Genomic DNA, 26,191 nt, shown 5'->3' on the forward strand with positions numbered 1-26,191 from the left:
TGATTTGAGGTGCGTATGACACGAGCTAACAGGTTATACAATGCAACGCTTTCAGAGAAAATAATAAGCTATATTCTGATCGCGATAGGTGCGACCATTGCGGCTTTTTCCATCGAGGATTTCCTTGCACCAAACAGGATCTTCGATGGCGGAATAGTCGGCGTATCCATGATCACAGCAAATTTCACGGGCTTTAAGCTGAGTATTCTGACCTGGGTGTTAAACGTTCCGTTTCTGATATTCGGCTGGAAGAAAAAGGGACACCATTTTGTAATAAGGTCCATCTATGCGATGACGGTATTTGCGATAGCTGTGGCCTTCTTTGAGACGACACCTGCAGTTACAGAGGACTATCTTCTTGCGGTGACGTTCGGTGGACTTATCCTCGGCGTGGGAGTTGGCATCATACTCCGGCATGGCGGCTGCCTCGATGGCACGGAGATTGTGGCTTCGATACTAAGCCCCAAGATTCATATGTCCATCGGAAAACAGGTTCTGTGCTTTAATATTGTTTTGTACCTGATCGTAGGTTTCATTTACGGATGGAACAGAGGGCTTTACTCGATTCTTACTTACGTGCTTGTATCAGTCGTTATGACGAGAGTCGAGGAAGGCTTTGACGCGCAGAGAGCATGCCTTATTTTCACACATGATGATGTCGATGCGATAAAAAATCGTATCTATCAGGAGCTTGGAAGAACCTGTACCGAGTGGAATACCGAAGGATATATCGGCGGTGAGAACAAGGCCCTGTATGTTGTTGTCAGCCAGTATGAGCTTAGGCAGATCCGCGATATTCTCGCAGATTTTAACTGCTTTGCAACGATCAGTAATATAGATGAGATCATAGGTAAAAACGTCAAATTGACGCTTAGATAGAATGGAGTTTTTATGGCAAAAGTAGTATGGCAGCCGGGAAATATGCTCTATCCCATTCCTGCAGTGATGGTGAGCTGCGGGAGAGAAGGAGAAGTCCCGAATATCATAACTGCCGCATGGGTTGGGAATGTATGCAGCTCTCCGGCCATGCTTTCAATTTCTGTTAGAAAAGAGAGATACTCTTACGATATAATCAAGGAGACCGGTGAGTTTGTGGTTAATCTGACAAACAAGGAACTCCTTAAAGCCACCGACTGGTGTGGTGTCAGATCGGGAAGAGACTACGATAAATTTAAGGAGATGAAACTTACTCCGCAAAAATCCAATAAGATAAGTGCGCCCGGTATTGCCGAGAGCCCTGTAAACATCGAGTGTAAGGTTAAGCAGATTCTTGAGCTCGGAAGCCATGACATGTTTGTTGCAGAGGTTATGTGTGTCGACGTGGACGATAAGTACATGGACGACAAGGGACGCTTTGACCTTGGTAAAGCTGACCTGATAACCTATTCTCATGGCGAGTATTTTGATCTTGGGAAAAAGCTTGGAAAGTTTGGCTACAGCGTAGCTAAAAAGCCTTACAATAAGAAAACTTCCGGCAAGAAGCCTTCCCAAAAGAAATCGAAGAAGAAAAAACAGTAGGGGGACTGAATGACATTCGAGTTTACAACACTTGTGTTTTTGGTGGGCACGCTGGTGCTCTTTTATCTGGCGCCTCCGAAACTAAGGCCGCCGGTGCTTGCACTGGTAAGTCTTTTTTATGTGGCACACCTCAGCAGATTTGCTGCGATGGTGCTGCTTGTAACTTCAGCATTTGTCTATGTTTTAGGCGCTATAATCCATAAAAAAAGAGAAGAAAACAGAAGGCTTGCAAAGGCGCTCACAGTAGTGGGAGTGCTTGTTTGCGTGCTTTCTCTGTCTGCTTTTAAGCTTGGAGACCTGCTTAGTTCAAGGGAAAAGCTCCCCGGAAGTCTTTCGTGGATGCTGCTGCCTCTTGGTTTTTCTTATTATATTTTCCAATCCATCAGTTTCATAGCTGATATAAATAAGGGAAAGGTGGAACATTTTCCGAATCCCATAGATTTTATAGTTTATCAGTCGCTTTACATGAAGTTTATCAGTGGTCCCATAGAGAGGGCCGAGGACTTCTTTTCGCAAAAAGAGAAGGCTGTGACCGGTAAATTTTTAAATGAGATGAACATTACCGGGGCTTTTTCATACATTCTTTACGGCTTTTGTTTAAAGCTGCTTCTTGCAAACAGATTTGCAAAATATACAGATATACTTATCGGAAATCCCGATTTTCATTCCAGAGGCGCGCTGATTGTGGGAAGCCTCATGTACACTTTGCAGATATATACAGATTTTGCAGGGTATTCCTCAATCGCAATCGGCTTTGCGAAACTCTTTGGAATTAAGCTGACACAGAATTTCAAGGCGCCTTACACAGCAAAGAGCATGTCGGATTTTTGGCGAAGATGGCATATCTCGCTCAGTAACTGGCTTAAGGATTACATCTATATCCCGCTTGGCGGAAACAGGAAGGGTGTTTTCAGAAAGCACTTGAATACAGTCATTGTATTTCTGGTATGCGGACTCTGGCACGGGAACGGGCTGAACTTTGTGGCCTGGGGACTTGCGCACGGCTTCCTTTCAGTTGTTGATGATATACTTGCAAGACTCCATGTGTGGGATGCAAAGCTTATGCAGATCGTTAGAAGAGTACTGACCTTCTGCAGTGTATCGCTTGCGTGGGTGCTGTTTGGCTCAGGGAGCCTTAGCAGTGCGCTTCGCTACATAAAGTACATGTTCCTCGGAACAGAGATAGATTATTCGTGGGCAAAGGAGATGGAACTCCTTGAGATGAGCAGTTACCAGCTTTGGATAATGCTCATTGCAATAGTTGTCCTGATTGTGATGGATGTATATTCAAGTGTTAAGGAAAAAGACCTTCCGGAGCTGATAACCGAGAAGGCACTTCCTGTAAGACTTTTAGTGTTCTATGTTCTTCTGGTGCTTCTTCTTGTATACGGAGTTTACGGCCCGAAGGAACAGGTAATCGGCTTTATGTACATGGATTTCTAAGCCAAAACACTTGGTGAAGTCTTTTTGAACTTAGTGTTTTGGCTTGTTCTGGCGAACGAAGTGAGAGCAGAACTTCCTTAAGGAGTTTTTATGAAAAAAATATTAACCTATGCAGCATTCTGCATCCTTTTTATCATAACCATGATAGGACTGGACAGGCTGCTTTCCGAAAAATCTATACACGGAATAGATCAGGCGAGGAGCTTTTATGCACAGCCAAAGGATTCCATAGATGTGCTGATGCTCGGTTCAAGCCATATTCACTGCGACGTCAATACAGCGCTTTTGTGGGAAAAATATGGGATGGCCGCTTACGATTACAGCGCGGCAGAGCAGACTATGTGGCAGACCTATTACTACTTTAAGGAAGCTTTGAAAACTCAGAAGCCCAAGGTAGCTGTGATGGATTTTTACTCAGTCAGCCGCTATAAGGATGACTATCAGTACGATTTTTTATATGAAAATCTCCAGGGATTAAAGCCTTCGATAAATAAGCTCGCTCTCTTTGTGAGTAGCTGCGCGGTGGGGAGAATGGACGATTATTATCCGGACTTTTTCACCTATCATGGACGGTACGAGGATCTGACAAAGCAGGATTTTGACTACCTGCTCGGAAAAGAAAACCTTGCAAGCTTTAAGGGCTACACTCCCTACTGCGCGGTAAAGCCGCAGGTTCGACCTGTTCTTGAAGAGGTAGAGGCTCCAGGACTTACGGATAAACAGAAAAAATATCTGGAAAAAATAATAGGTCTTGCAAAGAAAAATAATATCACAATGCTTTTTATTGTTGCTCCGTATATCATCGATGAAAAGGATTTACAGACCTATGAGGATATCGCTGAGATCGCAGAGCAGAACGGAATTGAGTTTCTTGACATGAATTATTCCTATGACGAGATAGGACTTGATTTTGATAAGGATTTCAACGACTATTCGCATCTTAACTATGAGGGCAGTTGTAAGTTTACGGAATATTTTGCCGGAGAACTACTTGGCAGATATGGCGACAAGATAGCTGATCACAGAGGTGACAAGCGCTATGAGTCCTGGGATGAGAGCATTAAGGTGACCGAGGAAATGCGCCTGGAGGCTATTGAGAAAAATCGCGAGAAAAAAGAATGAAAGAAGCCCTTGAGGTTGCTTTTAGGGCTAAAAACCTTTAAAATTAAAGTGTTTTAGTATTTGTTTTTTTCTTTATGCAGAGGGTTACGTTTTGAAGGGGATTTTTTTCAAAAAGATTTGTAACACGGTAGTTGCTGTCAGCGTTATGGCGGCTGCCATAAATGTGAACATGGCGGATTCTTTATCCGTATGCGCACAGGAGGTGTCATCAGGGGATTCCTTTGAGATATCCGATAATTCTGATATGACGCAGATACCTGAGGCAGTGCAGATACCTGAAATAGTACAGGAACCTGAAACAGTTCAGGATACTGATCCTGCGACACTGTCCGAGAAGCCTGACGGAGCATCCGAAGACACCGGTGAAGAGGCTGCGGAATTATTTATAGTTCCCGAGCCCACACCGCTTTCCGAGACAGGTGAGAATGTGTCTTCTCTTACGGTGCAGGGCACGGCTGATGCTACGTTTGTTTATGACGGAGCGGAGCATACCGTTACTGTGAGCCTTGCCGGATCGGCGAGTGATGAACAGGGCAATACCTACACCATAGAAGGCGCGGGCGGAGCAGCAACCGTTACGGTTACAGCTAAAAATGTGAAGGACAATAGCTTTGCAATTACTGACCTCACAGGAATTACCGTTACTACGAACGGGGCCACAGTGGTCACTCCTTCATCACTTACGGTTAATGCCGCTGTTATTACTAAGAAGGACGTTACACTGCGGTCCATGAATCTTTTGAAAACCTATGACGGGAAGCCTTTGGAAAACGGCGAAACACCTCTTGCTGAGGAGACCGGATGGGCTGACGGAGAAGGTGCTTATTACTCCTTTACAGGCAGCAGGACTGCAATAGGAACCGGAATAAATGAGTTCACCATAACTCCAAAAGACGGAACTGATTTTGATAACTACAATATCACCAGAGTATTCGGAGATATTTCAGTTGTAGAGAGGACTGAAGATCAGAAGTACATAATTACCGTTGAGGCCGGCAGCAGCACGGTGAAGTATAACGGCAGTCTGCAGAGCGTATCAGGGTATGTCCTTGAAGGCAGAAGCAGTTCCGATTTTCAGGTAAACGGGACAGGAGATCCGTCCCAGGTTATTACTGTTACTATAGGTGATTCGACTTTTAATGTGACAGGAATTGCAGCATCCGCTGCAGGCAAGAACGCCGGAGAGTATTCAGTGGATATCACCGGTTCACCTGTTGTAAGGGATGCGGAAGGCAGTGATGTAACAAGCCAGTTCCGATTCGAGTTTAAGCCCGGAAAGCTCACCATAGAGAAAAGGTATGTGGTACTTACTTCTGCAAGTGCAAAGAAAAAGTACAATAATAAGACGTTAAAGAAGCACAAGGTTACTGTATCGGGTGACGGTTTTGCAGAGGGCGAAGGCGCAACCTATGAGTTTACCGGTAAGCAGAAGGAAATAGGCGAGAGTTACAACTACTTTACTTATAAGCTTAATGACGGCACACTTGCCGAGAATTATGACATAGAAAAGGTTCCCGGAGTTCTGAAGGTTAAAAAGCCCGATGATGTGGCTATAAACGAGGAACCTAAGTATTACGATGACGATGATAACGACAGTACTTCTTCCGAAGATACAAGTAGTTCGGGGGAGGCGCAGAATACTGCAAGTAATGCACAAAGCGCTCCTGCAAGTGGACAGAGTGCATCAGGCGAGCAGGCAGGGGCAAATATAAATCCTGCTGAAGCTGCTCCAGCGGATACCGCTAATGCGGGTGTGAACGACCCGAATGTTCTCGGAGCTAAGAGAGGCTCGGTAACTGTCGATATCGCCAATCCCACAAATACCGGGAATAAGAAGAACGTTCTTGGAGCAAGAAGAGGTGCCACGGACGACAGCACCGGTATGGAAAGGCATATAATAGTATTTGCAGCTGCGGTTGTACTGATGGCAGCTCTAAAAATAAAAAGGGACAAGAGACTTAAAAAATGACTGATTCAGAATCACGTATTTATGGAAAAAATTTAATCTGTGTATGTGTTAATGAGGCATCCGAGAGAGATATAAACGGAGTTCTATGGACACCCTACGAGGAGGAACCGCTCACCTTTAACAGCGGCTATGAGATGATCATGCTGATGGACAGGCTCTATGATAACTGGGATTTCCCTCAGCGCACGACCTCCTACAGAACCTTCGGACAGAAGGATAAGACGAGGGATTATCACAATCCCAATTCTATAAGGAAGAGAGAGCCGATAAGAAGCCTTAAGACCTACAGAGGTGAGAAGGCAACATTCCTTGTACAGGTGAAATTCAGACAGAACAGTTCCTGGCAGGGGCAGGTACTTTGGTCTGAGAAGAAAAAGACTGTACATTTCAGAAGTACGCTCGAGCTGCTTAAACTTATGAACAGCGCACTTGAGCAGGGTAGTTTATCAGAAGAGTAATGAAAAAAGTCCGGGAGGCTGTTGCTTTTCGGACTTTCTTATGCATACCCTTTTAGCAGGTTTGATATGAATAAAAAACAGTTGGCACTTGAGGTCATAGAGAGACTGAAAAAAGAATATCCCGATGCGGACTGCACCCTTGATTACAGCGAAGCCTGGCAGCTTCTTGTGAGCGTAAGGCTTGCTGCGCAGTGTACAGATGCCAGAGTCGATCAGACTACACCGCTTTTATATGCAAAATTCCCGACAGTGGAGGCTCTTGCAGCTGCGGATCCTGATGAGATAGAAGAGATAGTTCGTCCCTGTGGACTCGGCAAGTCCAAGGCGAGGGATATCAGTGCGTGTATGAAGGTTCTTCACGAGAAGTATAACGACAACGTGCCGGACAATATGGAGGAGCTTCTTGCACTTCCCGGAGTAGGCAGAAAGAGTGCTAACCTTGTGCTCGGAGATGTTTTCGGAAAACCGGCGATTGTCACGGATACTCATTGCATAAGGCTTTCGAACATGATAGGCCTGGTGAATGACATAAAGGATCCTGCCAAGGTTGAGAAAGAACTGTGGAAAATCGTACCTCCCGAAGAGGGCAACAGCCTTTGCCACAGATTTGTTTGGCACGGAAGGGCAGTCTGCATTGCCAGAAGACCGCAGTGTACATCCTGTTGTCTTAAGGATATCTGTAAATACGGAAAAAAGATTTAGGAGCATGATTTATGCTGATAAGTAAGCTATTTATTGAGTTTATGATATACAGCTTCGTTGGATGGATATATGAGTGTATCTACTGCACAGTCAAGGAAGGACACTGGAGAAACAGGGGGTTTCTCTTTGGACCCTTGTGTCCGATTTATGGTACAGGTGCTGTAGCGTGTGAAGTGGTATTCGGGTATCTTCCCTTTTTCAGAGGAATACCCTACAACATGATCCCTCTCTGGAAAATATTCGTGATCTGCGCACTTGGAAGTGTCGTGCTTGAATACAGCACATCATATTTTCTCGAGAAGAGATTCCACGCAGTCTGGTGGGAATACAATGATATTCCGCTCAACATCAACGGACGTGTATGCGTTCCGGCGACCCTGGGCTTTGGAGTAGCAGGAATACTTGTTACAAGATTTGTTCTTCCGTTTTCGGAAAACATAAAGGCTATGATTCATCCATTTGTTGCAGAGATTGTGGCACTTTTACTTATGGCTTATCTCGCGGCGGACCTTGTGCTTACGGTTTCGAGTTTGATACATCTTTTGGATATCGTAGAAGGCGCTATGGCTCAGTTTGATGATAAGATGGAGGGTGTCTATATGACTGCGGCATCAACTCCTGCCAAGGCCAAGGAAGCAATATCTACGGTTCCGCAAAGAGCGATGGAAGCTATTTCCACAGCGGCAGAATCGTTGGACTTCAGACAGAAGTATCTGCTTAACAATATTAAGAATTTCAGGTTCAAGAGACCGGTACTTCGCGGCGGAAAGAGCCTCAATACAGAAAGAATGTCAGAGTTCTATAAAGGACTTCAGGATAGAATAAGAACAGGAAAATAAGAAGGTAGTAAGTTATGAAAAAAACAGTAAAAGGATTGACGGATTTTATTAAGAAAAGTCCCACCGCTTTTCATGCGGTAGCAGAGCTTAAGGAGAGACTTCTCGCAGACGGTTTTACTGAGCTGTCCGAGAATGAAAAGTGGAAGCTTAAAAAAGGCGGAAAATATTTTGTGACAAGAAGCGAATCTTCCATTATTTCATTCAAACTTCCAAAGAGCGATTTCAAGGGCTTTTACATGATCGCAAGTCACAGCGATTCACCCTCCTTCAAGATCAAGGAGAATCCCGAGATCGATGCAGTCGGAGCTTATGTCACTCTCAATGTTGAAAAGTATGGCGGAATGCTCTGTGCGCCCTGGTTTGACAGACCGCTCTCCGTTGCGGGACGAGTTATGGTAAGAAAATCAGCAGGTTCCATAGGCGTGGAATCAAAGCTTGTGAATGTTGATAGGGATCTTGTGATGCTTCCTTCTCTTGCAATCCACATGGACAGAGAAGCAAACGATGGTCACAAATTCAATGCACAAAAGGACATGCTTCCGATTTTCGGAGATGAAAAGAGCAAGGACAAGTTCATGTCTGTAATTGCAAAGGCAGCAGGCGTTAAGGAGAAGGATATCGTATCGCACGATCTTTTCCTCTATAACAGAGTAGAGCCCAGTGTCTGGGGAGCTTCCGAAGAGTATGTATCAGCCGGAAGACTTGATGATCTTGAGTGCTGTTATGGTTCTTTTGAAGGATTTATGAGCGCTGAGAACAAAAAGAATGTTATAATGCATGTTGTATTTGATAACGAGGAGGTTGGAAGTACCACAAGACAAGGTGCAGCTTCCACATTCCTTAAGGATACTCTTGAAAGGATAAATGACAGCTTTTCAAAGACAAGAGAGGATTATCTTGTTTCTATAGCAAACAGCTTCATGGTATCTGCGGACAACGCGCATGCGGTTCATCCCAATTATGCGGAGAAAGCGGATCCGGTCAACAGACCTCAGATGAACAAGGGCATCGTAATTAAGTACAATGCAAATCAGAAGTATACAACGGATGCAGTATCCGGAGCTATCTGCAAGATGGTTTGCGAAAAGGCAAAGGTTCCTTATCAGACCTTTACCAACAGATCCGATGTGGCAGGAGGTTCAACTCTCGGCAATATTTCGGGTACACAGGTTGCGGTCAGAACAGTGGATATAGGTATGGCGCAGCTAGCTATGCATTCTCCCTATGAGACGGCAGGCGTACTTGATGTGGATTACCTCATCGGATTTTCAAGGACATTTTTTGAGAACGGAGATTTTTAATGGGCATTTTTAATTTTTTAGGTGGTAAGAAGAATAAAGAAGAGGAAGAGGCACTCTTAGAGCAGCAGGAAGCTGAGAGAAAAGAGCAGGCGATTTCAGAGCTTAAGGAAAAGCATAAGGAGCTCGGATGGCCTACTCCCGGAAAGCTCAATCCCGTAAAGACAGAGGGAATGGAAGAGGTTTCCTTCGAGGATCCTCTTACCGATGAGCGAAAGGATGAGATCGGAGAGCTTGTATATGAAGAGGATTTAAATCCCGAGACCATAAAGTTTTTCTCTCTTCAGGAGCTTTTATTCCTTCTGACTGTGCAGGAGAAATTCAATAAGGTTGCTCCTCTTCCGGGCTACGAGGCAAATCACAGGAAAGTTTACAACGAGATACTCGGAAGAGTCCGCGATGCGAGAACTCTGTATGTTCTTTTTGATAAGACTACAGGCTATCCCTTCATTGATCACGGATACATAAATATCTATTCAAGTGAAGAGTACGCTGAGGAAGCTGTAAAAGTATTTGCAAAGCAGTTCAGACAGCTAGCCGTTCGTCCCTGCAAGGCAGACAATGAAGCCGAGTCAGCCAGCGAGAGAAGAACCTTCTTCGATTATCTGTACTATCTCGGAATCGAGAATTTTATCGTGGATAACGGCTATTACAGAGCACACTTTAAGAGAAACGAGATTGTTGCAGCACCCGATGACTGGGGCGGAAATGGTGACAAATCACCCAAGAACCCTGCGCTTGTATTTGCGATCCTTGATTTCCTCGGAGAGGCGAGATGGCCCGTTAAGTATGAAAAGAGAGAAGAAGTACTTAAGGCCAAGGAGATGCGCATGGCAACTGCTGCACAGGCTGCCAAGTATATCGTTCCCATGCAGCATGAGGGACCTGTCGAGGTGCTTGATGACGGAAGATTCAAGTTTACCGCAGACACCAAGATTCGTTTCCCTGAGATCAAGAGTACTGATGAAAAGCACTTCCTTCCGGTTTTCACTGACGGAATCGAGTTTTCAAAGATGTTCAGAAACACCGAATACAGAGGAGCTGTATTTGGGTTTGCAGATATTCTCAAGTTTGTGGGAGATAAGGCCGGAGTTATTATCAATCCCGCCGGCGAGAAGATAATGATCCCGAGAGAGAGAATGCTTGCGCTTCACCTTGTGGGCCAGGCTGCAGAAGCTAAGAAGGGCGGCAGTAAGCCCGCAAAGAAAAAGCTTTCCGAGACAGAGGCAGCTATCCAGTCTGCTATGAGCGGAAAGGGAATAGCTTCGAAAAACACTGACGAAGAGCAAGACTAATATGTACCTTGAAGGTACGAATTGTGGTATCATGTATATAACTTAATTTTGCTTGATTCTTTACAGAACATGGAGGGGTGTTATGTTTGATCGAATCATGGGAAAATATCTGCTTGAGAAGGGCAGACTTACCAAAGAGCAGTTGTCTGCAGTTTACCAGATTCATGAGTCAAAGCGAGCAAAGCTCGGGGTTATAGCAGTAAGTGAGAAGCTTATGACTGTTGCTCAGGCTGAGGAGATTAACGCTCTTCAGGCGACAATGGATAAACGTTTCGGCGATCTTGCGGTGGAGAGAGGTTATCTGACCGAGATGCAGCTTGGATATCTTCTTTCTCTTCAGGGCAACGAGTTTCTTACCTTCACGTCGGCGCTTGTGGAGAAAGGACATATGACGCTTGAGGATGTTGATGCTATTTTGAAAGAGTATCAGCAGGAAAAGCAGATGTCGGATGAACAGATGACAGCGCTTAAGAATTGTGATGTTGATTTCATTGTACCGATTTTCACAGGTACGGATGATGCCGAATATAATGATATTTTCAGATATGGAATAAAGAATATCTACAGGCTTGTGGATGCTCATCTTGCAATAGATAATGCATATACTGCCGGGAATGTTAAGGGTGAGTGCATTGCTTACCAGGTATTCTCCGGCGATATCAGTGCTACGGTGGCGCTTGTCGGGAAAAATGAGGAACTTCAGAAAATGGCGAAGGGCTATACCAAGGAGGAATTCATTGAGACCGAGGAAGATGCGCTTGATGCAATGTGTGAGCTGATCAATTGTATAAATGGTTTGTATGCTACCGACAGAAGTAAAAAGGGCAAGAAGATTGATCTTGATCCGCCTTACTTTATAACAAAGTTTGGTGAGATTGCGGGAGACCAGTTCAGAGTTATGCCGGTTTACTGCTGCGGTGCACAGGGACTTCTTGTTGTTGCGTTAGGCGGTAATGTTACTGTTAAGTAATGTTTTATAGAGGAGAGGGGCTATGGCAAACATTCTTATAGTTGATGATTCCAGAACATCCAGACGTGTTTTAAAGGATATGCTTGAGAGAAACGGGCATGTTGTTGTTGCTGAAGCTACGAATGGGCAGGAAGGGTTTAACGACTACGGCAAATACAATCCCGACATTGTTACGATGGATATTACCATGCCGGTTATGGATGGTATTGAGGGCTTGAAGCTGATCCACAAGTCATACCCGGATGCAAAGGTTGTTATGATTACTGCCGCAGGGCAGAATGAAAAGGTCAAAGAGTCGCTGGAGAATGGCGCGATTGAGTTTATCACCAAACCTCTTGATGAGGATAAGGTGATCGCAGCGATTGATAAAGTGATGAAAAAATAATTGCTTTAGATCAATACCGGAAATGAGGAATTATGTTTAATGACATTAAGATAGGTCCTGTTACATTACACATGTACGGCCTTATGATAGCTGTAGGATTTCTTGCAGCGCTCATGATTGTACTGAAAAGGGGAAAAAAGAAGGGCCTGTCTGAGGATACCATTTATGGTATTTTCTACTGCGCAATTATCGGAGGCCTGCTTGGATGCAGGCTTCTGTTTTATATTGTGGAATTCCCGAATATCCTCAAGAATCCTTCTATACTATGGGATTTTGCAAACGGCTATGTCGTATACGGAGGAATAATCGGAGGAACCCTAACCAGCCTTATCTATGTGAAAACAAGGCACGAGGAATTCTTAAGATACTTTGATGTGGTAATGCCGGCTGTTGCGATTGCACAGGGCTTTGGAAGAATCGGATGCTTCTGCGCTGGCTGCTGCTATGGCGCAGAGACCACAAGTCCTTTTCATGTAGTATTTACACACTCGGACTTTGCACCCAACGGAGTACAGCTGATTCCTACACAGCTTATGTCCTCCGCAGGCGATTTCCTTATAGGTCTTTTCCTTATATGGTATTCCGGCAAGACTGATGTAAAGGGAAGAACGGCATCGATGTACCTTATCCTTTACGGTGTCGGAAGATTTATCATCGAATTTTTCCGCGCAGATTACAGAGGAAGTCTTGGAGTATTTTCAACCTCCCAGATTATCTCCTTCGTAATCGTTGCGATTGGAGCAGGCATGTACGCCCTCGCTCCCAAACTGGAGATGCGGTTTTAAATTAAATCCATCCCCCATCAATAGTAATAACTTGCCCGGTCATATACTTTGGCGCGGTAGCAAGGTTAACCGCAAGTTCAGCGACTTCTTCCGGTTTTCCGAGCCTGTCCGCAGGTATCTCCGAGGCAAGATCCATAAGCTCCTCCTCTGACAGATGGGAGGAATTCATCTCGGTATCAATTACTCCGCAGGAGATTGCATTTACCGGAATATTGCTGGGAGCAAGCTCCTTGGCAAGTGCTTTTGTGAAGGAATTGACGCCTCCCTTAGAGGCTGAATACGCAACTTCGCAGGAAGCACCGACATTTCCCCACACGGAAGAAATATTTATTATGCGACCTTCGCCGCTCTGCAGCATGTGCGGAACGGCGTTTTTACATATATAAAAGACAGAATCAAGATTGGTACCTATGATATCGTGCCACTCATCCGAGGTCATATCGGTCAGAAGACCATACCAGGCAATCCCTGCATTGTTAACAACAATCTGAGGGGAGCCGGTCTTCATGGTATTCATTTTTTCAAACATTAAGCTTACGCTTTTTTCATCCGAGACATCACAGCGAAATGTTTCCGCGATGATCCCGCATGTCGAAGCAAGAGATTCGGCGAAAGCGGTAAGTGAATCTATATTGTTTTTACAGCAAAGGAAGAGATTATAGCCTTCTTTTGCGAAAGCTTCGGCTATGGCTTTTCCTATTCCTCTTGAAGCACCTGTGATAAGCACAGTACCTTTATTTGAATGCATGGCAGTCTCCTAAAACCATTTTTTTATATAATAACACAAAAAGGTATTTACAAATTTAGGAGATGGTATTATTATTTGGATAAACAAAAGATTGTACACAATGTAATTGCAAAATATTTATAGGAGGCTTTTAACATGAAAGATCTTATTATCATAGGTTCGGGCCCGGCAGGCCTTTCAGCAGCAGTTTATGCAAAGAGAGCAGGACTTGATACTCTCGTTATTGAAAAAGATCCCGTATCGGGCGGACAGATTTTAATTACATATGAAGTAGATAATTACCTGGGACTTCCCGGAATCAACGGTTTTGATATGGGAATGAAGTTCCGCGAGCATGCCGATAAGCTCGGAGTTGAGTTCGCTGAAGGATGTGTTTCTTCTATACTAATGGAAAAAGAAGGCACCGATACCCAGGCACCTGTTTTCAAAGTTGTTACGGATCTCGGTGAATATGAAACAAAGTCTGTTATTCTTGCAACAGGAGCTTCTCATAATAAGCTTGGTATCAAGGGAGAAGAGGAGTTCACCGGAAGAGGCGTATCTTATTGCGCAACCTGCGATGGCGCATTTTTCAGAAATAAGGTAGCTGTTGTTAATGGCGGCGGAGATGTTGCGGTTGAGGATGCTATTTTCCTGGCAAGAGGCTGCAGCAAGGTTTATCTGGTGCACAGAAGAGATGAGCTTAGGGCTGCCAAGATCCTTCAGGATGAGCTTCTGGCACTTCCCAATGTTGAAGTCATTTGGGACAGCGTTATAGAAGAAGTTAAGGGAGACAACAAAGTTACTGCGGTTTCCGTTAAGAATGTTAAGACAGGTGAAACACAGGATGTTGCCACCGATGCATTATTTGTTGCAATCGGTATCCATCCGCTTACAGAGAGCTTCAGCGGCCTCTGCGATATGGATGAGAGCGGATATATAATTGCCGATGAGAGCGGTGCTACTTCAACACCCGGTATTTTTGTGGCAGGCGACTCCAGGAAAAAGCGCCTTCGCCAGATTGTTACCGCTGTTGCAGACGGTGCAAATGCCGTTACATCGGTTCAGGATTTCTTTGTGGGTAAAAAGTAAGGAAAATATTATTTGGGAAAAGTTTTCCAAGCCGCTAGTTTATTACCTAAAAAGGAAACTGATTCGGTCAATTTACAATTTCTTGTATCTGGAAAAAATTTATCCACAATATATTGAAATTCCCGCAAGCCGCATGGATACTGGGCTTGCGGGCGTTTTAAATTGAGTTAATAGATTCGTCAATTTGAAAAATGGCTTATTTAAGCCTTGCAATTTTACGCGAAAATGTTTAAGAAAGGTTGACAAATCGAACGAGACAGAGTATATTGTTAAAAGATGTAACAAATTTGTAACAAATTTTGGAGGTTTGTTTTGCGAAAGACTAGAATGCAGCTTATAGCGATGGGGGTCGCTGCAGCCGTAACAGTTGGAGGAACTGGTATGAATGCTAGCGCTTCGTCATCTAAGGTGACAAATGTACTGCCTTCCGCAGGAATAAGCTATGCGCTTACAGGAGATTCAGTATCTCTCTCTAATCTCGCTGATGAGAATTCGGATGAAGCAGCAGAGCCCGATATTCAGGAATCTGCTGTTACTATAACAGAAACTACTCCTCTTGCATCAACTTTGCAGGAGAACATCCTTAATGATATTCAGAAGGCTACAGGTGCCACAATTCCCGCAGAGGAGCCCGGAACAGGTACAGAGGACAACTCTGAGGAAGAGATGACAGCTGAGGAGAAGGAAGAGGAGCGTTTTAAGTCCCTCGTAATTGCTAACGTTAATGATTATGTTAATGTTCGTGATAACCCGAGCGAAGAAGATGGCGAGATCATCGGTAAACTTTACGATGATTCCGTTGGTACTTTTATTGAAGAAGCAGACGGCTGGTACAAGATTAAGTCCGGTCGTGTTGAAGGATATGTTAAAGCTGAGTACTGTGTAACAGGTGAAGACGCTGTTGAACTTGCTAAGGAAGTTGGTAAGCGAATCGCTACAGTTACAACTACTACTCTTAAAGTTAGAAGTGGCCCCAGCACTGATGATGAAGTGCTTGGTCTTGTTCCTATCGAGGACGAACTTGTTGTAACCGAAGAGCTTGATGGCTGGGTTAAGGTCAGCATCGAGGAAGGTGAAGGTTATGTATCAATGGATTATGTAGAGCTTTCTACAGAGTTCGTTGAGGCTGAGTCCAAGGAAGAAGAGGAAGCTCGTCTTAAGAAGGAAGAGGAGGCTCGTAAGGCTGCTCTTGCTCAGGCTAAGAAGAATACTAAGAGTTCTTCATCCAATGATGGCGGAAGCTCTAAGAGCTACAATTCAGCTGCAAGCTACACAACACAGTCAAGTTCAATCGGATCTGCAGTTGCATCTTATGCACAGCAGTTCGTTGGTAATCCGTATGTATATGGTGGAACCAGTCTTACAAACGGTGCAGACTGCTCAGGTTTCGTTATGAGTGTATATGCTAACTTCGGTGTTAGCCTTCCTCACTCAAGTGGTGCGGACAGAAGTGTCGGCGCAGCAGTTGATGGTCTTGGAAATGCACAGCCCGGTGATATTGTATGTTACTCAGGTCACGTAGGTATCTACATTGGTGGCGGACAGATCGTACATGCTTCATCAGCTAAGACAGGTATCAAGATTTCAAACGCAAGCTACAGACAGGTTCTTTCAGTAAGAAGAATCTTCTAAAACATAAAAACAGAATTTCAAATACCGGTGGAATCATCCACCGGTATTTTTTTTGCCTTCCCTTTCCTTTGGGGCGCACGACACAAAGGAAAAAGCTTTGGCAGTAACGGCTCCGCAAAAATAGATACCGACAAAGCAATAAATGAGTTGAAGGATATACGAGCTATTGTTATATACTATATTGAGCGATGAAAGTATAGTACCTTTTGTATCGCAATATCTTTTGAGTTTGGAAAGGAATGTGGTTTCTATGTGGACACAATGCTGGCTTGATTATAAAGAAGATAAAGACCGGGTGGCCGGTTTTGATAAATATTTCGAAGGAGTGTATCTGCCATCTGAGACTGATGCGGCAGCTGCTTTTGAAGAGATAAAAAGAGCTGCGGATATCTGGTTTGGAAAAACAGTAAAAACTTCAGAAGAAGAGTCTGCGGGTATTGTTCTTAAGATTATTTCCGCAGATGAATTCCTTGGTTATGTGGAAAACGAGGGCACAGAACTTCAGAAAAAGAGTGCAGAAGATTCTGATATTTTAAGAGATTCTTATAGAATATCAAGAAGTGAGGATAAACTCGTCATAGAGGCTACAGCGAGAGAAGGACTTATCTTTGGTGCTTTTCGTCTGCTGGAGCTTATTAGACTTGGGAAGATAGATGAAGGAAGGCGCGTTACAGAGGTCCCGTCCAACCCCATCCGAATGCTTGATCACTGGGATAATATGGATGGCTCCATTGAGAGAGGATACTCAGGCAATTCATTCTTCTATGAAAAAAATGAAATAATAATAGATGACAGGACAAGAGACTATGCCCGCCTTCTTGCATCAATGGGCATAAATGCCGTTGCAATCAATAACGTCAATGTTAAGGATGCTGCTACAGAGCTCATCGGAGACAGATATATTGCGAAGGTTAAGGAGCTTTCGGATCTCTTTAATTCTTACGGCGTAAAGATGTATGTGTGTATCAATTTTGCAAGCCCTATAGATACTCCTATAGGCTCAGCTGATCCTTTAAAGCCCGAGGTTCAGGAGTGGTGGAACAAGAAGGCTAAGGAAGTGTATGAGAAGGTTCCTACGCTTGGTGGATTCCTTGTTAAAGCTGATTCTGAGGGCAGACCCGGTCCCATGACCTATGGAAGGACTCAGGCCGACGGTGCGAATATGCTCGCGAAGGCTTTGGCTCCCTTTGGTGCTACGGTCATCTGGAGATGCTTTGTTTACAACTGCCAGCAGGATTGGAGAGATCTGACTGTAGACCGCGCAAAGGCAGGATATGACTACTTTAGTCAATTGGATGGAGGCTTTGCTGATAACGTCATTTTGCAGATAAAAAACGGACCGATGGATTTCCAGGTAAGAGAACCTGTATCTCCACTTTTCGGCGGGTTATCAAAGACACGCCAGATGCTGGAGGTTCAGATTGCACAGGAGTACACCGGCCATCAGATAGATCTGTGTTATCTTATGCCCTGGTTCAAGGAGATACTCTCTTTTGATACATACCTTCCTGATGTGAAAGACTCCACTGTTGCGGGCATAATAAGCGGAAGAGCGGATAAGGCGCTTCGCGGCGGAATGGTAGCCGTAACAAATACGGGTAATGATGAGAACTGGACAGGAAATGATCTTGCAGCAGCAAACTTGTACGGCTTCGGACGCCTTGCATGGAATACGGAGCTTTCAGCTGAGGAGATTGTGGCAGAGTGGACAGCCCTTACTTATCCTATGCTTAAGGATGAAGACAAGAAGGTTATCTGCGAGCTTGAACTTGGCTCCTGGAGAACTTATGAGAATTATACATCGCCTCTTGGCATCGGCTGGATGGTAACACCTCATGACCATTATGGTCCCAGTGTCGAAGGTTATGAATATGACAGATGGGGAACCTATCACCGTGCAGACTGGCAGGGAATAGGCGTAGAGCGTGGACCTGAGGGCACTGGCTATGCACTTCAGTACAGATCTCCCAACAAGGAGAATTTCTCTAAGCCGGAGACTACCCCCGAAGAACTCTTGCTGTTTTTCCATAAGACACCCTATAAACACGTCTTAAAGTCAGGAAAAACGGTTATTCAGCATATCTACGATACACACTTTGAGGGCTACGAAGAAGCTCTTGCAATGCAGAAAAAGTGGCAGAGTCTTGAAGGTAAAGTGCCTGCACGCGTTTTTGATAATGTATCCGAGAGATTTGAGAGACAGGTCAGAAATGCACGTGAATGGTGCGACATCGTGAACAGTTACTTCTTCCGCAGATGCGGAATTCCTGATGAAAAGGGAAGAAAAATATACTAAAATCAAAAATCCCCCAGCTTTGCCGGGGGATTTATAAGTTTTCTCAAACTTCTGGCTCGATTAAGCCATATGTATTTCCTTTTCTCTTATAGACTACATTTGGCTGGTCTGTCTCGGCGTTTATGAATACGAAGAAGCTGTGTCCCAGAAGCTCCATCTGAATAGCTGCGTCCTCAACGTACATGGGCTTAAGATCAAACTTCTTTACACGCTCGATTCTGATTTCCTCATCATCGAAATCATCATTTTCAATGTATTCCTTCTTGAAATTACTGATCTCAGTCTGATGCTTGTTAACTAGTTTGCTTCTGTATTTTTTGAGCTGACGTTCTATGATCTCCTCCACAAGATCTATTGAAACGTACATGTCGTTACTGACTTGCTCGGATCTGATGATCTTACCCTTAACGGGAATGGTAACTTCGATCTTATGGCGATCCTTGTCAGCGGTTAATGTTACATTGATGTTGGTCTCCGGGGTGAAGTACTTTTCAAGCTTTCCGATTTTTTCCTCCACGGCGGATCTCAGTCCGGGTGTTACATCGATGTTTTTTCCAATAATAGTGAATTTCATGCGATCATCCCCTTTGCAGTGTATTATGGGTTAGAATTCTGTCAGACAAAATCCTAAATTTATAAACAAATTATAGCATTCTTACAATCGAATGTGCAATTTAATAAAAGATAGTTTACAAATCTTTAATTTTTGTGGATGTCGCACAAAAAATATGTTCGCTTCAAAATTGTGTAAACCTGATTTTTAATGTGGATTAATGTGGATGGTGTGGATAACTTCGTGTATAAGTCGAAAAATAGGCATTTCTATTTCAAAAATTGTGGATAACTTTTTAAGACTTTCTTAAATTTAATCCAATATTTTATATTGACTTTTCGATTTATGGGCAAATAGAACATCTTAACAAAAAATTTACAAAAAAAGAGTGTATTGTCTGTCCTTTTCCTTGCATAGAAAATCGCATGCATGCTATAATATATTCGTTGTGACAAAAAAATAACAAGCAACAAAAAATACAATTAAATGCGGACAAAATAGTCCCGAAACGGAGGTATCATCTATGGCACAGAAGGTAGTATTAGCAGGTGCTTGCAGAACTGCAATCGGTAAAATGGGCGGCGCCCTTTCAAACACACCGGCTGCAGATCTTGGTTCAATTGTTATTAAGGAAGCTCTTAACAGAGCAGGAGTTAAACCGGAGCAGGTTGACGAGGTACTTATGGGATGTGTTATCCAGGCTGGTCTTGGCCAGAACGTAGCTCGCCAGGCTTCAATCAAGGCAGGTCTTCCTGTTGAGGTACCGGCTGTTACTATCAATGTTGTTTGCGGTTCAGGTCTTAACTGCGTAAACATGGCAGCTGAGAAGATTTTATCAGGTGATGCTGATATCGTTGTTGCAGGTGGTATGGAGAACATGTCAATGGCTCCTTTCGCACTTGACAAGGCTCGTTTCGGTTATCGTATGAATAACGGCGTATTAAAGGATTGCATGGTAAATGATGCTCTTTGGGATGCATTCAATGATTACCACATGATCCAGACTGCTGATAACGTAGCAGAGCAGTGGAAGCTTACAAGAGAAGAGCTCGATGAGTTCGCACTTAACAGCCAGCAGAAGACTGAGGCAGCTCAGAAGGCAGGCAAGTTCAAGGATGAGATCGTTCCTGTAGAAGTTAAGGTTAAGAAGGACACAGTTGTATTTGATACAGATGAAGGCCCTCGTCCGGGATCTACAATGGAAGGTCTTGCAAAGCTTCGTCCTATCAACAAGGATGGCGTTACAACAGCAGGTAATGCTTCAGGTATCAACGACGGCGCAGCAGCTATCGTTGTTATGAGCGAAGAGAAGGCTAAGGAGCTCGGCGTTAAGCCTATGGCTACTTGGGTAGCAGGAGCTCTTGGCGGTGTTGATCCTTCTATCATGGGTGTTGGCCCTGTAGCAGCTACAAAGAAGGTTCTTGCTCGCACAGGTCTTACAATTGATGATATCGATATTTATGAGGCAAACGAGGCTTTCGCAGCTCAGTCTGTAGCTGTTGGAAAGGATCTTAATTTTGACCTTTCAAAGCTTAACGTTAACGGTGGTGCAATTGCACTCGGACACCCTGTTGGAGCATCAGGATGCCGTATTCTTGTTACTCTTCTTCATGAGATGCAGAGATCTGACAAGAAGCGTGGTCTTGCTACTCTTTGCATCGGTGGCGGCATGGGTTGTGCAACTATCGTTGAGAGAGACTAATTAAATGCTAAAAGGAAACGGATTTTTCCGTTTCCTTTTTATACGAAAAAAGAATTTACGGTATTTAGGCAGGCTTAAGGTTCTGCTGATATACCTAAATTATAGAAACGAACAAGGAGGCAAAGAAAATGGGATTTGTAAATGTTGAAGTTAAGGACAAAATCGCTGTTCTTACAATCAACCGTCCTGAAGCACTCAATGCTCTTAACAGCCAGGTTCTTGATGACCTTAATGCTGCTCTTGATAGCATTGATGTGAACACAGTAAGAGCTCTCGTTCTTACAGGTGCAGGCGAAAAGTCATTTGTAGCAGGTGCTGACATCGGCGAGATGAGCACTCTTACAAAGGCAGAAGGTGAAGCATTCGGTAAGAAAGGAAATGATGTTTTCAGAAAGTTGGAGACATTCCCCATTCCTACAATCGCAGCAGTTAACGGCTTTGCTCTTGGTGGCGGCTGCGAGATTTCAATGAGCTGTGATATTCGTATCTGCTCAGACAACGCTATGTTTGGTCAGCCCGAGGTTGGTCTTGGAATCACTCCCGGATTCGGCGGCACACAGAGACTTGCTCGTCTCATCGGTGCAGGTATGGCTAAGCAGCTTATCTATACAGCACGCAACATCAAGGCTGACGAGGCATACAGAATCGGTCTTGTAAATGCAGTTTATACACAGGAAGAGCTTCTTCCTGCGGCTGAGAAGATGGCAAACACAATTGCAGCACAGGCTCCTATCGCAGTTCGTGCATGCAAGAAGGCTATCAACGATGGACTTCAGCTTGATATCGATAAGGCAATTGAGCTCGAGGAGAAGATCTTCGGCGATTGCTTCGAGACAGAAGATCAGCGTGAAGGTATGGCTAACTTCCTTCGTAAGAAGGACGACCCGAAGAAGGTTAAAGTGGTTGATTTCCAGAATAAATAACTTTTAGGAGGATATATAAATGAAAGTAGCAGTAATTGGCGCAGGTACAATGGGAGCAGGTATTGCTCAGACATTTGCACAGGCAGACACAGTAGATAAGGTTTATCTTTGTGACATTAAGACAGAGTTCGCTGAGGGCGGCTTTGCTAAGATTAAGAAGAGCATCGACAAGATGGTATCTAAGGGAAAGATCGATCAGGCTAAGGCTGATGCTATCATCGGCAAGATCCAGACAGGTCTTAACGACATCTGCACAGACGCTGATCTCGTAGTTGAGGCAGCTCTTGAGGTTATGGATATCAAGAAGAACCTCTTCAAGGAACTTGAGGAGAACATCGTAAAGAATCCTGATTGCATTTTTGCATCTAACACATCATCTCTTTCAATCACAGAGATCGGTGCAGGACTTCCGAAGCCCGTTATCGGCATGCACTTCTTCAATCCCGCTCCTGTTATGAAGCTGGTTGAGGTTATCCAGGGTGCTAACACACCTGAGTCTGACGTTGAGAAGATCAAGAAAATCTCTGAGGATCTTGGCAAGACTCCCGTTCAGGTTAACGAGGCAGCTGGTTTCGTAGTAAACCGTATCCTTGTTCCTATGATCAACGAAGGTATCTTCGTATATTCAGAAGGCGTTTCCGATATCCAGGGCGTAGACACAGCTATGAAGCTTGGCTGCAACCATCCTATGGGACCCCTTGAACTCGGTGACTACATCGGACTTGATATCGTTCTTGCAATCATGGACGTTCTCTACAAGGAGACAGGTGATTCCAAGTATCGTGCTTGCCCTCTTCTTCGTAAGATGGTTCGTGGTAAGAAGCTTGGTGTTAAGACTGGTATCGGTTTCTACGATTACAGCGACGGCGGCAAGGTTCCCACTGATAAAAAGTAAAAGTAATCACTTGGCGCCGTCCTTTGGCGCCTAGTGTACTACTTTGTTCTGGCGAAGGGCTTTGCCCTGAGAGCAGAATTTTCTTAGACAACAATTCATTTAGGAGGATATTTTCATGGATTTTCAGTTAGATCAGCAACATGAAATGGCGAGAGCTCTTTTCAAAGAGTTTGCAGAAAAAGAAGTTAAGCCACACGCTATAGATGTGGATGAGACAGAGGTATTCCCTATGGAGACCGTTAAGAAGATGCAGAAGTACGGTTTCATGGGTATCCCGATTCCGAAGGAATATGGCGGACAGGGATGTGATCCTCTTACATACGCTATGTGCGTAGAGGAGCTTGCAAAGGTTTGCGGTACAACAGCAGTTATCGTTTCCGCACACACATCACTTTGCTGCGATCCTATCATGACATACGGTACAGAAGAGCAGAAGCAGAAGTACCTTGTTCCCCTTGCAAAGGGTGAGAAGCTCGGTGCTTTCGGTCTTACAGAGCCCATGGCTGGTACAGATGCTCAGGGCGTTCAGACCAAGGCTGTTCTTTCAGAAGACGGTAAAGAGTGGATCCTTGATGGTTCTAAGTGCTTCATCACAAACGGTGAGGTTGCTGACGTTTATATCATCATCGCTTACACAGATATCGTTGAGGATAAGAGAGGCAGAAAGACAAAGAAATTCTCAGCATTTATCGTTGAGAAGGGAACACCCGGGTTTACATTCGGTACTAAGGAAAACAAGATGGGTATCCGTGGATCATCCACATACGAGCTCATTTTCCAGGATTGCCACATTCCTGCTGAGAACCTTCTTGGCGCTAGAGGAAAGGGCTTCCCGATCGCTATGCACACACTTGACGGTGGACGTATCGGTATCGCTGCACAGGCTCTTGGTATTGCTGAGGGCGCTCTTGATCGTACAATTGAGTACGTTAAGGAGAGAAAGCAGTTTGGTCGTTCAATCGGTCAGTTCCAGAATACACAGTTCCAGCTTGCTAACATGGCTACACAGTGTGAAGCAGCTAAGATGCTTGTTTACGCAGCAGCAGATGCTAAGAAGAACAAGGATCGTTACTCTGTAGAAGCTGCTAAGGCTAAGCTTTTCGCTGCAGAGGTTGCTATGGATGTTACAACCAAGGCTGTTCAGCTTCACGGTGGTTATGGTTACATCAGAGAGTACGAAGTAGAGAGAATGATGCGTGATGCTAAGATCACAGAGATCTACGAGGGTACATCTGAGGTTCAGAGAATGGTTATCAGTGGAGCATTACTTTCCTAATATCCGGAACCATTCACAAAGGACTATTTACAATTTTTAATAAGGAGAAAACAAATGAAAGTTGTAGTTTGCATAAAGCAGGTGCCCGATACAAAGGGCGGGGTTAAGTTTAAACCCGATGGAACACTCGACAGAGGAGCAATGCTTGCAATCATGAACCCTGATGACAAAGCAGGTCTTGAGGCAGCTCTTCGTCTTAAGGATGAATATGGCGCAGAAGTTACTGTTGTAACCATGGGTCTTCCCAAGGCTGAGGCAGTTCTTCGTGAGGCTATGGCAATGGGTGCTGACAAGGCAGTTCTTGTTACAGACCGCGTACTTGGTGGCGCTGACACATGGGCAACATCTTCAACAATCGCAGGCGCACTCAGAAACCTTGAGTATGATCTCGTAATCACAGGCCGTCAGGCTATCGATGGAGATACAGCTCAGGTTGGACCTCAGATTTCTGAGCACCTTGGACTTCCTGTAATCTCTTACGCTGAGGAGATCAAGGTTGACGAGAAGGCAAAGACTGTTGTTGTTAAGCGTCAGTTCGAGGATCGTTATCACATGGTAGAGGCTAAGATGCCTTGCCTTATTACAGCTCTTGCAGAGCTTGGCGAGCCCAGATACATGACTCCCGGCGGAATCTTCGATGCTTTCGAGAAGGAAGTAACTGTTTGGGGAAGAGCAGATCTTAAGGATGTTGAGGATTCTAACCTCGGTCTTAAGGGATCACCTACTCAGATCGCTAAGGCTTCCGATAAGGTTAAGAAGGGTGCCGGCGAGAAGATCGTTGCTGATTCAGCTGATGAAGCAGTTGATTATCTGTTCGGAAAACTCGAAGAGAAGCACGTTATATAATACCTGCGTAATAGCAGCAAATTAGTTATAAAAAGGAGAACAAAACATGTCTTTAGAAGAATATAAGGGTGTATTTATATTTGCTCAGCAGGTAGACAATGAGCTTTCAGGCATTGCATTAGAGCTTCTGGGCAAAGCAAAAGATCTTGCTAATGATCTTGATGAGAAAAAAGTAACAGCAGTCCTTCTTGGTGACAAGGTAGGCAATCTTGTAGATACTCTTGCAGAGTACGGCGCTGACCGTGTAATCGTTGTTGACGATCCTGAACTTAAGGATTATCGTACAGAGCCTTACACACACGCGCTTGCATCTGTAATCAACGAGTACAAGCCGGAGATCCTTCTTGTTGGTGCTACAGCAATCGGACGTGACCTTGGTCCTCGCGTATCTTCACGTGTTCACACAGGTCTTACAGCTGACTGTACACAGCTTGATATCGGTGATTTCCCGCTTAACCCTGTAGAGGGTCAGGAGCAGAAGCATAAGCAGCTCCTTATGACTCGTCCAGCATTCGGTGGTAACACAATCGCTACTATCGCTTGCCCTGACTTCCGTCCTCAGATGGCTACAGTACGTCCTGGCGTTATGCAGAAGATTGCTCCTGTAAAGGGCGCTAAGGCTGAGGTTGTTGAGTACAATCCCGGATTTACAGAGAATGCATGCTATACAAAGATCCTTGAGATCGTTAAGGCAGTTTCAGAGGTTGAGGATATCCAGGAAGCTAAGATCCTTGTATCTGGCGGACGTGGAGTTGGAAGCCCTGAGAACTTCAAGATCCTTGAGGACCTTGCAAAGGTTCTTCACGGAACAGTATCTTGCTCACGTGCAGTTGTAGATTCAGGCTGGAAGCCGAAGGATCTTCAGGTAGGTCAGACAGGTAAGACTGTTCGTCCTAAGGTTTACTTCGCAATCGGTATCAGCGGAGCTATCCAGCACGTTGCAGGTATGGAAGAGTCAGATCTCATCATCGCTATCAACAAGGATGAGAACGCTCCTATCTTCGATGTAGCAGATTACGGTGTAGTAGGCGACCTTAACAAGATCGTTCCTGCACTTACAAAGAAGCTTGAGGCTGCACTCGCTGAAAAGTAATCACTTGGCGAGGGCTTTAGCCCGAGGGCAGAACTTTCATATTATATGACTTTAAGAGGGCTGTGGATTATCCACAGCCCTTTATCATTTTGTCTGGATTTATGTGTGGGTATATTGGGATGTCTTTTGGCGTGGTGGCGGTAATTACCAGGATAGAAACTAAATGGCAGAAATCTGGGTATGGTTGTAAAAATATAATACCAAAATATATATGAAATAAGAGATATATTGGCTTAAGGGAAAGTTTGTGTTACCAAGATGGAAGTAAAATGGGAGATATCAGGGTATTGTAGTTGAGATTTATTACCAAGAAAGATGGGAAATAAGAGATATCTTGGTTTATTGAGAGGTTTTTACTACCAAGATGTAAAC

Annotated in this window: 24 protein-coding genes; 22 read left to right on the top strand and 2 right to left on the bottom strand. The window is 44.4% G+C overall.

Annotation, left to right across the window (positions count from 1 at the left end):
- Nucleotides 1–15: 15 nt before the first annotated feature.
- From BMW61_RS03485 to lgt, 13 genes are all read left to right on the top strand, one after another.
- Nucleotides 16–879: a YitT family protein gene (locus tag BMW61_RS03485; RefSeq protein ID WP_091819833.1), complete on the top strand. Its 864-nt coding sequence runs from the start codon at nucleotides 16–18 to the stop codon at nucleotides 877–879.
- A 12-nt stretch (nucleotides 880–891) separates the two neighbouring features.
- On the top strand, nucleotides 892–1,518 hold the full coding sequence (locus BMW61_RS03490; RefSeq protein ID WP_022762748.1) for a flavin reductase family protein: 627 nt from the start codon (nucleotides 892–894) through the stop codon (nucleotides 1,516–1,518).
- A 9-nt stretch (nucleotides 1,519–1,527) separates the two neighbouring features.
- Entirely contained in the window at nucleotides 1,528–2,961 is a 1,434-nt protein-coding gene (locus tag BMW61_RS03495; protein WP_091819834.1) for an MBOAT family O-acyltransferase, read from the top strand.
- 90 nt (nucleotides 2,962–3,051) lie between these two features.
- Nucleotides 3,052–4,083: a hypothetical protein gene (locus BMW61_RS03500; RefSeq protein WP_091819836.1), complete on the top strand. Its 1,032-nt coding sequence runs from the start codon at nucleotides 3,052–3,054 to the stop codon at nucleotides 4,081–4,083.
- Nucleotides 4,084–4,174: 91 nt separating this feature from the next.
- On the top strand, nucleotides 4,175–6,052 hold the full coding sequence (locus BMW61_RS03505) for a hypothetical protein (RefSeq protein ID WP_091819837.1): 1,878 nt from the start codon (nucleotides 4,175–4,177) through the stop codon (nucleotides 6,050–6,052).
- A complete protein-coding gene (locus tag BMW61_RS03510; RefSeq protein ID WP_091819839.1) occupies nucleotides 6,049–6,510 on the top strand; it encodes a hypothetical protein in 462 nt (153 codons plus the stop codon). Before BMW61_RS03505 ends, BMW61_RS03510 begins: the two co-directional genes overlap by 4 nt.
- Before the next feature lie 66 nt (nucleotides 6,511–6,576).
- Nucleotides 6,577–7,212: an endonuclease III domain-containing protein gene (locus BMW61_RS03515; protein WP_026671380.1), complete on the top strand. Its 636-nt coding sequence runs from the start codon at nucleotides 6,577–6,579 to the stop codon at nucleotides 7,210–7,212.
- 11 nt (nucleotides 7,213–7,223) lie between these two features.
- Nucleotides 7,224–8,051: a putative ABC transporter permease gene (locus tag BMW61_RS03520; protein ID WP_022762754.1), complete on the top strand. Its 828-nt coding sequence runs from the start codon at nucleotides 7,224–7,226 to the stop codon at nucleotides 8,049–8,051.
- Nucleotides 8,052–8,065: 14 nt separating this feature from the next.
- Nucleotides 8,066–9,352, top strand: coding sequence for a M18 family aminopeptidase (locus BMW61_RS03525; RefSeq protein WP_091819840.1), 1,287 nt, complete (start codon nucleotides 8,066–8,068; stop codon nucleotides 9,350–9,352).
- On the top strand, nucleotides 9,352–10,644 hold the full coding sequence (locus BMW61_RS03530; protein WP_091819841.1) for an SseB family protein: 1,293 nt from the start codon (nucleotides 9,352–9,354) through the stop codon (nucleotides 10,642–10,644). Before BMW61_RS03525 ends, BMW61_RS03530 begins: the two co-directional genes overlap by 1 nt.
- Before the next feature lie 82 nt (nucleotides 10,645–10,726).
- On the top strand, nucleotides 10,727–11,614 hold the full coding sequence (locus BMW61_RS03535; RefSeq protein ID WP_091819843.1) for a chemotaxis protein CheX: 888 nt from the start codon (nucleotides 10,727–10,729) through the stop codon (nucleotides 11,612–11,614).
- A gap of 22 nt (nucleotides 11,615–11,636) precedes the next feature.
- Nucleotides 11,637–11,999 (top strand): response regulator, encoded by a 363-nt coding sequence (locus BMW61_RS03540; RefSeq protein WP_022762758.1) that lies wholly within the window; start codon nucleotides 11,637–11,639, stop codon nucleotides 11,997–11,999.
- A gap of 32 nt (nucleotides 12,000–12,031) precedes the next feature.
- Nucleotides 12,032–12,784: a prolipoprotein diacylglyceryl transferase gene (gene lgt / locus BMW61_RS03545; RefSeq protein WP_022762759.1), complete on the top strand. Its 753-nt coding sequence runs from the start codon at nucleotides 12,032–12,034 to the stop codon at nucleotides 12,782–12,784.
- A gap of 1 nt (nucleotide 12,785) precedes the next feature.
- Here lgt and ymfI read toward each other — a convergent pair whose 3' ends face one another.
- On the bottom strand, nucleotides 12,786–13,532 hold the full coding sequence (gene ymfI, locus BMW61_RS03550; RefSeq protein WP_091819844.1) for an elongation factor P 5-aminopentanone reductase: 747 nt from the start codon (nucleotides 13,530–13,532) through the stop codon (nucleotides 12,786–12,788).
- Nucleotides 13,533–13,667: 135 nt separating this feature from the next.
- On the opposite strand from ymfI, the gene trxB reads away from it, so the two are divergent.
- From trxB to BMW61_RS03565, 3 genes are all read left to right on the top strand, one after another.
- Complete coding sequence (gene trxB, locus BMW61_RS03555; protein ID WP_022762761.1) at nucleotides 13,668–14,603, top strand: thioredoxin-disulfide reductase; 936 nt, start codon at nucleotides 13,668–13,670, stop codon at nucleotides 14,601–14,603.
- A 312-nt stretch (nucleotides 14,604–14,915) separates the two neighbouring features.
- Nucleotides 14,916–16,235, top strand: coding sequence for a C40 family peptidase (locus tag BMW61_RS03560; protein WP_242876604.1), 1,320 nt, complete (start codon nucleotides 14,916–14,918; stop codon nucleotides 16,233–16,235).
- Between the two features lie 250 nt (nucleotides 16,236–16,485).
- Entirely contained in the window at nucleotides 16,486–18,531 is a 2,046-nt protein-coding gene (locus BMW61_RS03565; RefSeq protein ID WP_091819846.1) for an alpha-glucuronidase family glycosyl hydrolase, read from the top strand.
- A gap of 43 nt (nucleotides 18,532–18,574) precedes the next feature.
- On the opposite strand, the gene hpf is transcribed toward BMW61_RS03565, so the two are convergent.
- Complete coding sequence (hpf, locus tag BMW61_RS03570) at nucleotides 18,575–19,105, bottom strand: ribosome hibernation-promoting factor, HPF/YfiA family (protein WP_022762764.1); 531 nt, start codon at nucleotides 19,103–19,105, stop codon at nucleotides 18,575–18,577.
- 502 nt (nucleotides 19,106–19,607) lie between these two features.
- Between hpf and BMW61_RS03575 the strand changes: the two genes are divergently transcribed.
- The 6 genes from BMW61_RS03575 to BMW61_RS03600 all read left to right on the top strand — a co-directional run bounded on the left by BMW61_RS03575 (nucleotide 19,608) and on the right by BMW61_RS03600 (nucleotide 25,819).
- Nucleotides 19,608–20,786 (top strand): acetyl-CoA C-acetyltransferase, encoded by a 1,179-nt coding sequence (locus BMW61_RS03575; RefSeq protein ID WP_022762765.1) that lies wholly within the window; start codon nucleotides 19,608–19,610, stop codon nucleotides 20,784–20,786.
- Nucleotides 20,787–20,914: 128 nt separating this feature from the next.
- Nucleotides 20,915–21,709, top strand: coding sequence for an enoyl-CoA hydratase-related protein (locus BMW61_RS03580; protein ID WP_022762766.1), 795 nt, complete (start codon nucleotides 20,915–20,917; stop codon nucleotides 21,707–21,709).
- Nucleotides 21,710–21,728: 19 nt separating this feature from the next.
- Nucleotides 21,729–22,604: a 3-hydroxyacyl-CoA dehydrogenase family protein gene (locus BMW61_RS03585; RefSeq protein WP_022762767.1), complete on the top strand. Its 876-nt coding sequence runs from the start codon at nucleotides 21,729–21,731 to the stop codon at nucleotides 22,602–22,604.
- A gap of 115 nt (nucleotides 22,605–22,719) precedes the next feature.
- Nucleotides 22,720–23,880, top strand: coding sequence for an acyl-CoA dehydrogenase (locus BMW61_RS03590; protein WP_022762768.1), 1,161 nt, complete (start codon nucleotides 22,720–22,722; stop codon nucleotides 23,878–23,880).
- 54 nt (nucleotides 23,881–23,934) lie between these two features.
- Entirely contained in the window at nucleotides 23,935–24,726 is a 792-nt protein-coding gene (locus tag BMW61_RS03595) for an electron transfer flavoprotein subunit beta/FixA family protein (protein WP_022762769.1), read from the top strand.
- 46 nt (nucleotides 24,727–24,772) lie between these two features.
- Entirely contained in the window at nucleotides 24,773–25,819 is a 1,047-nt protein-coding gene (locus BMW61_RS03600) for an electron transfer flavoprotein subunit alpha/FixB family protein (protein WP_022762770.1), read from the top strand.
- Nucleotides 25,820–26,191: the final 372 nt, after the last annotated feature.

Source organism: Butyrivibrio sp. ob235 (assembly GCF_900109475.1).
Lineage (GTDB): Bacteria > Bacillota > Clostridia > Lachnospirales > Lachnospiraceae > Butyrivibrio.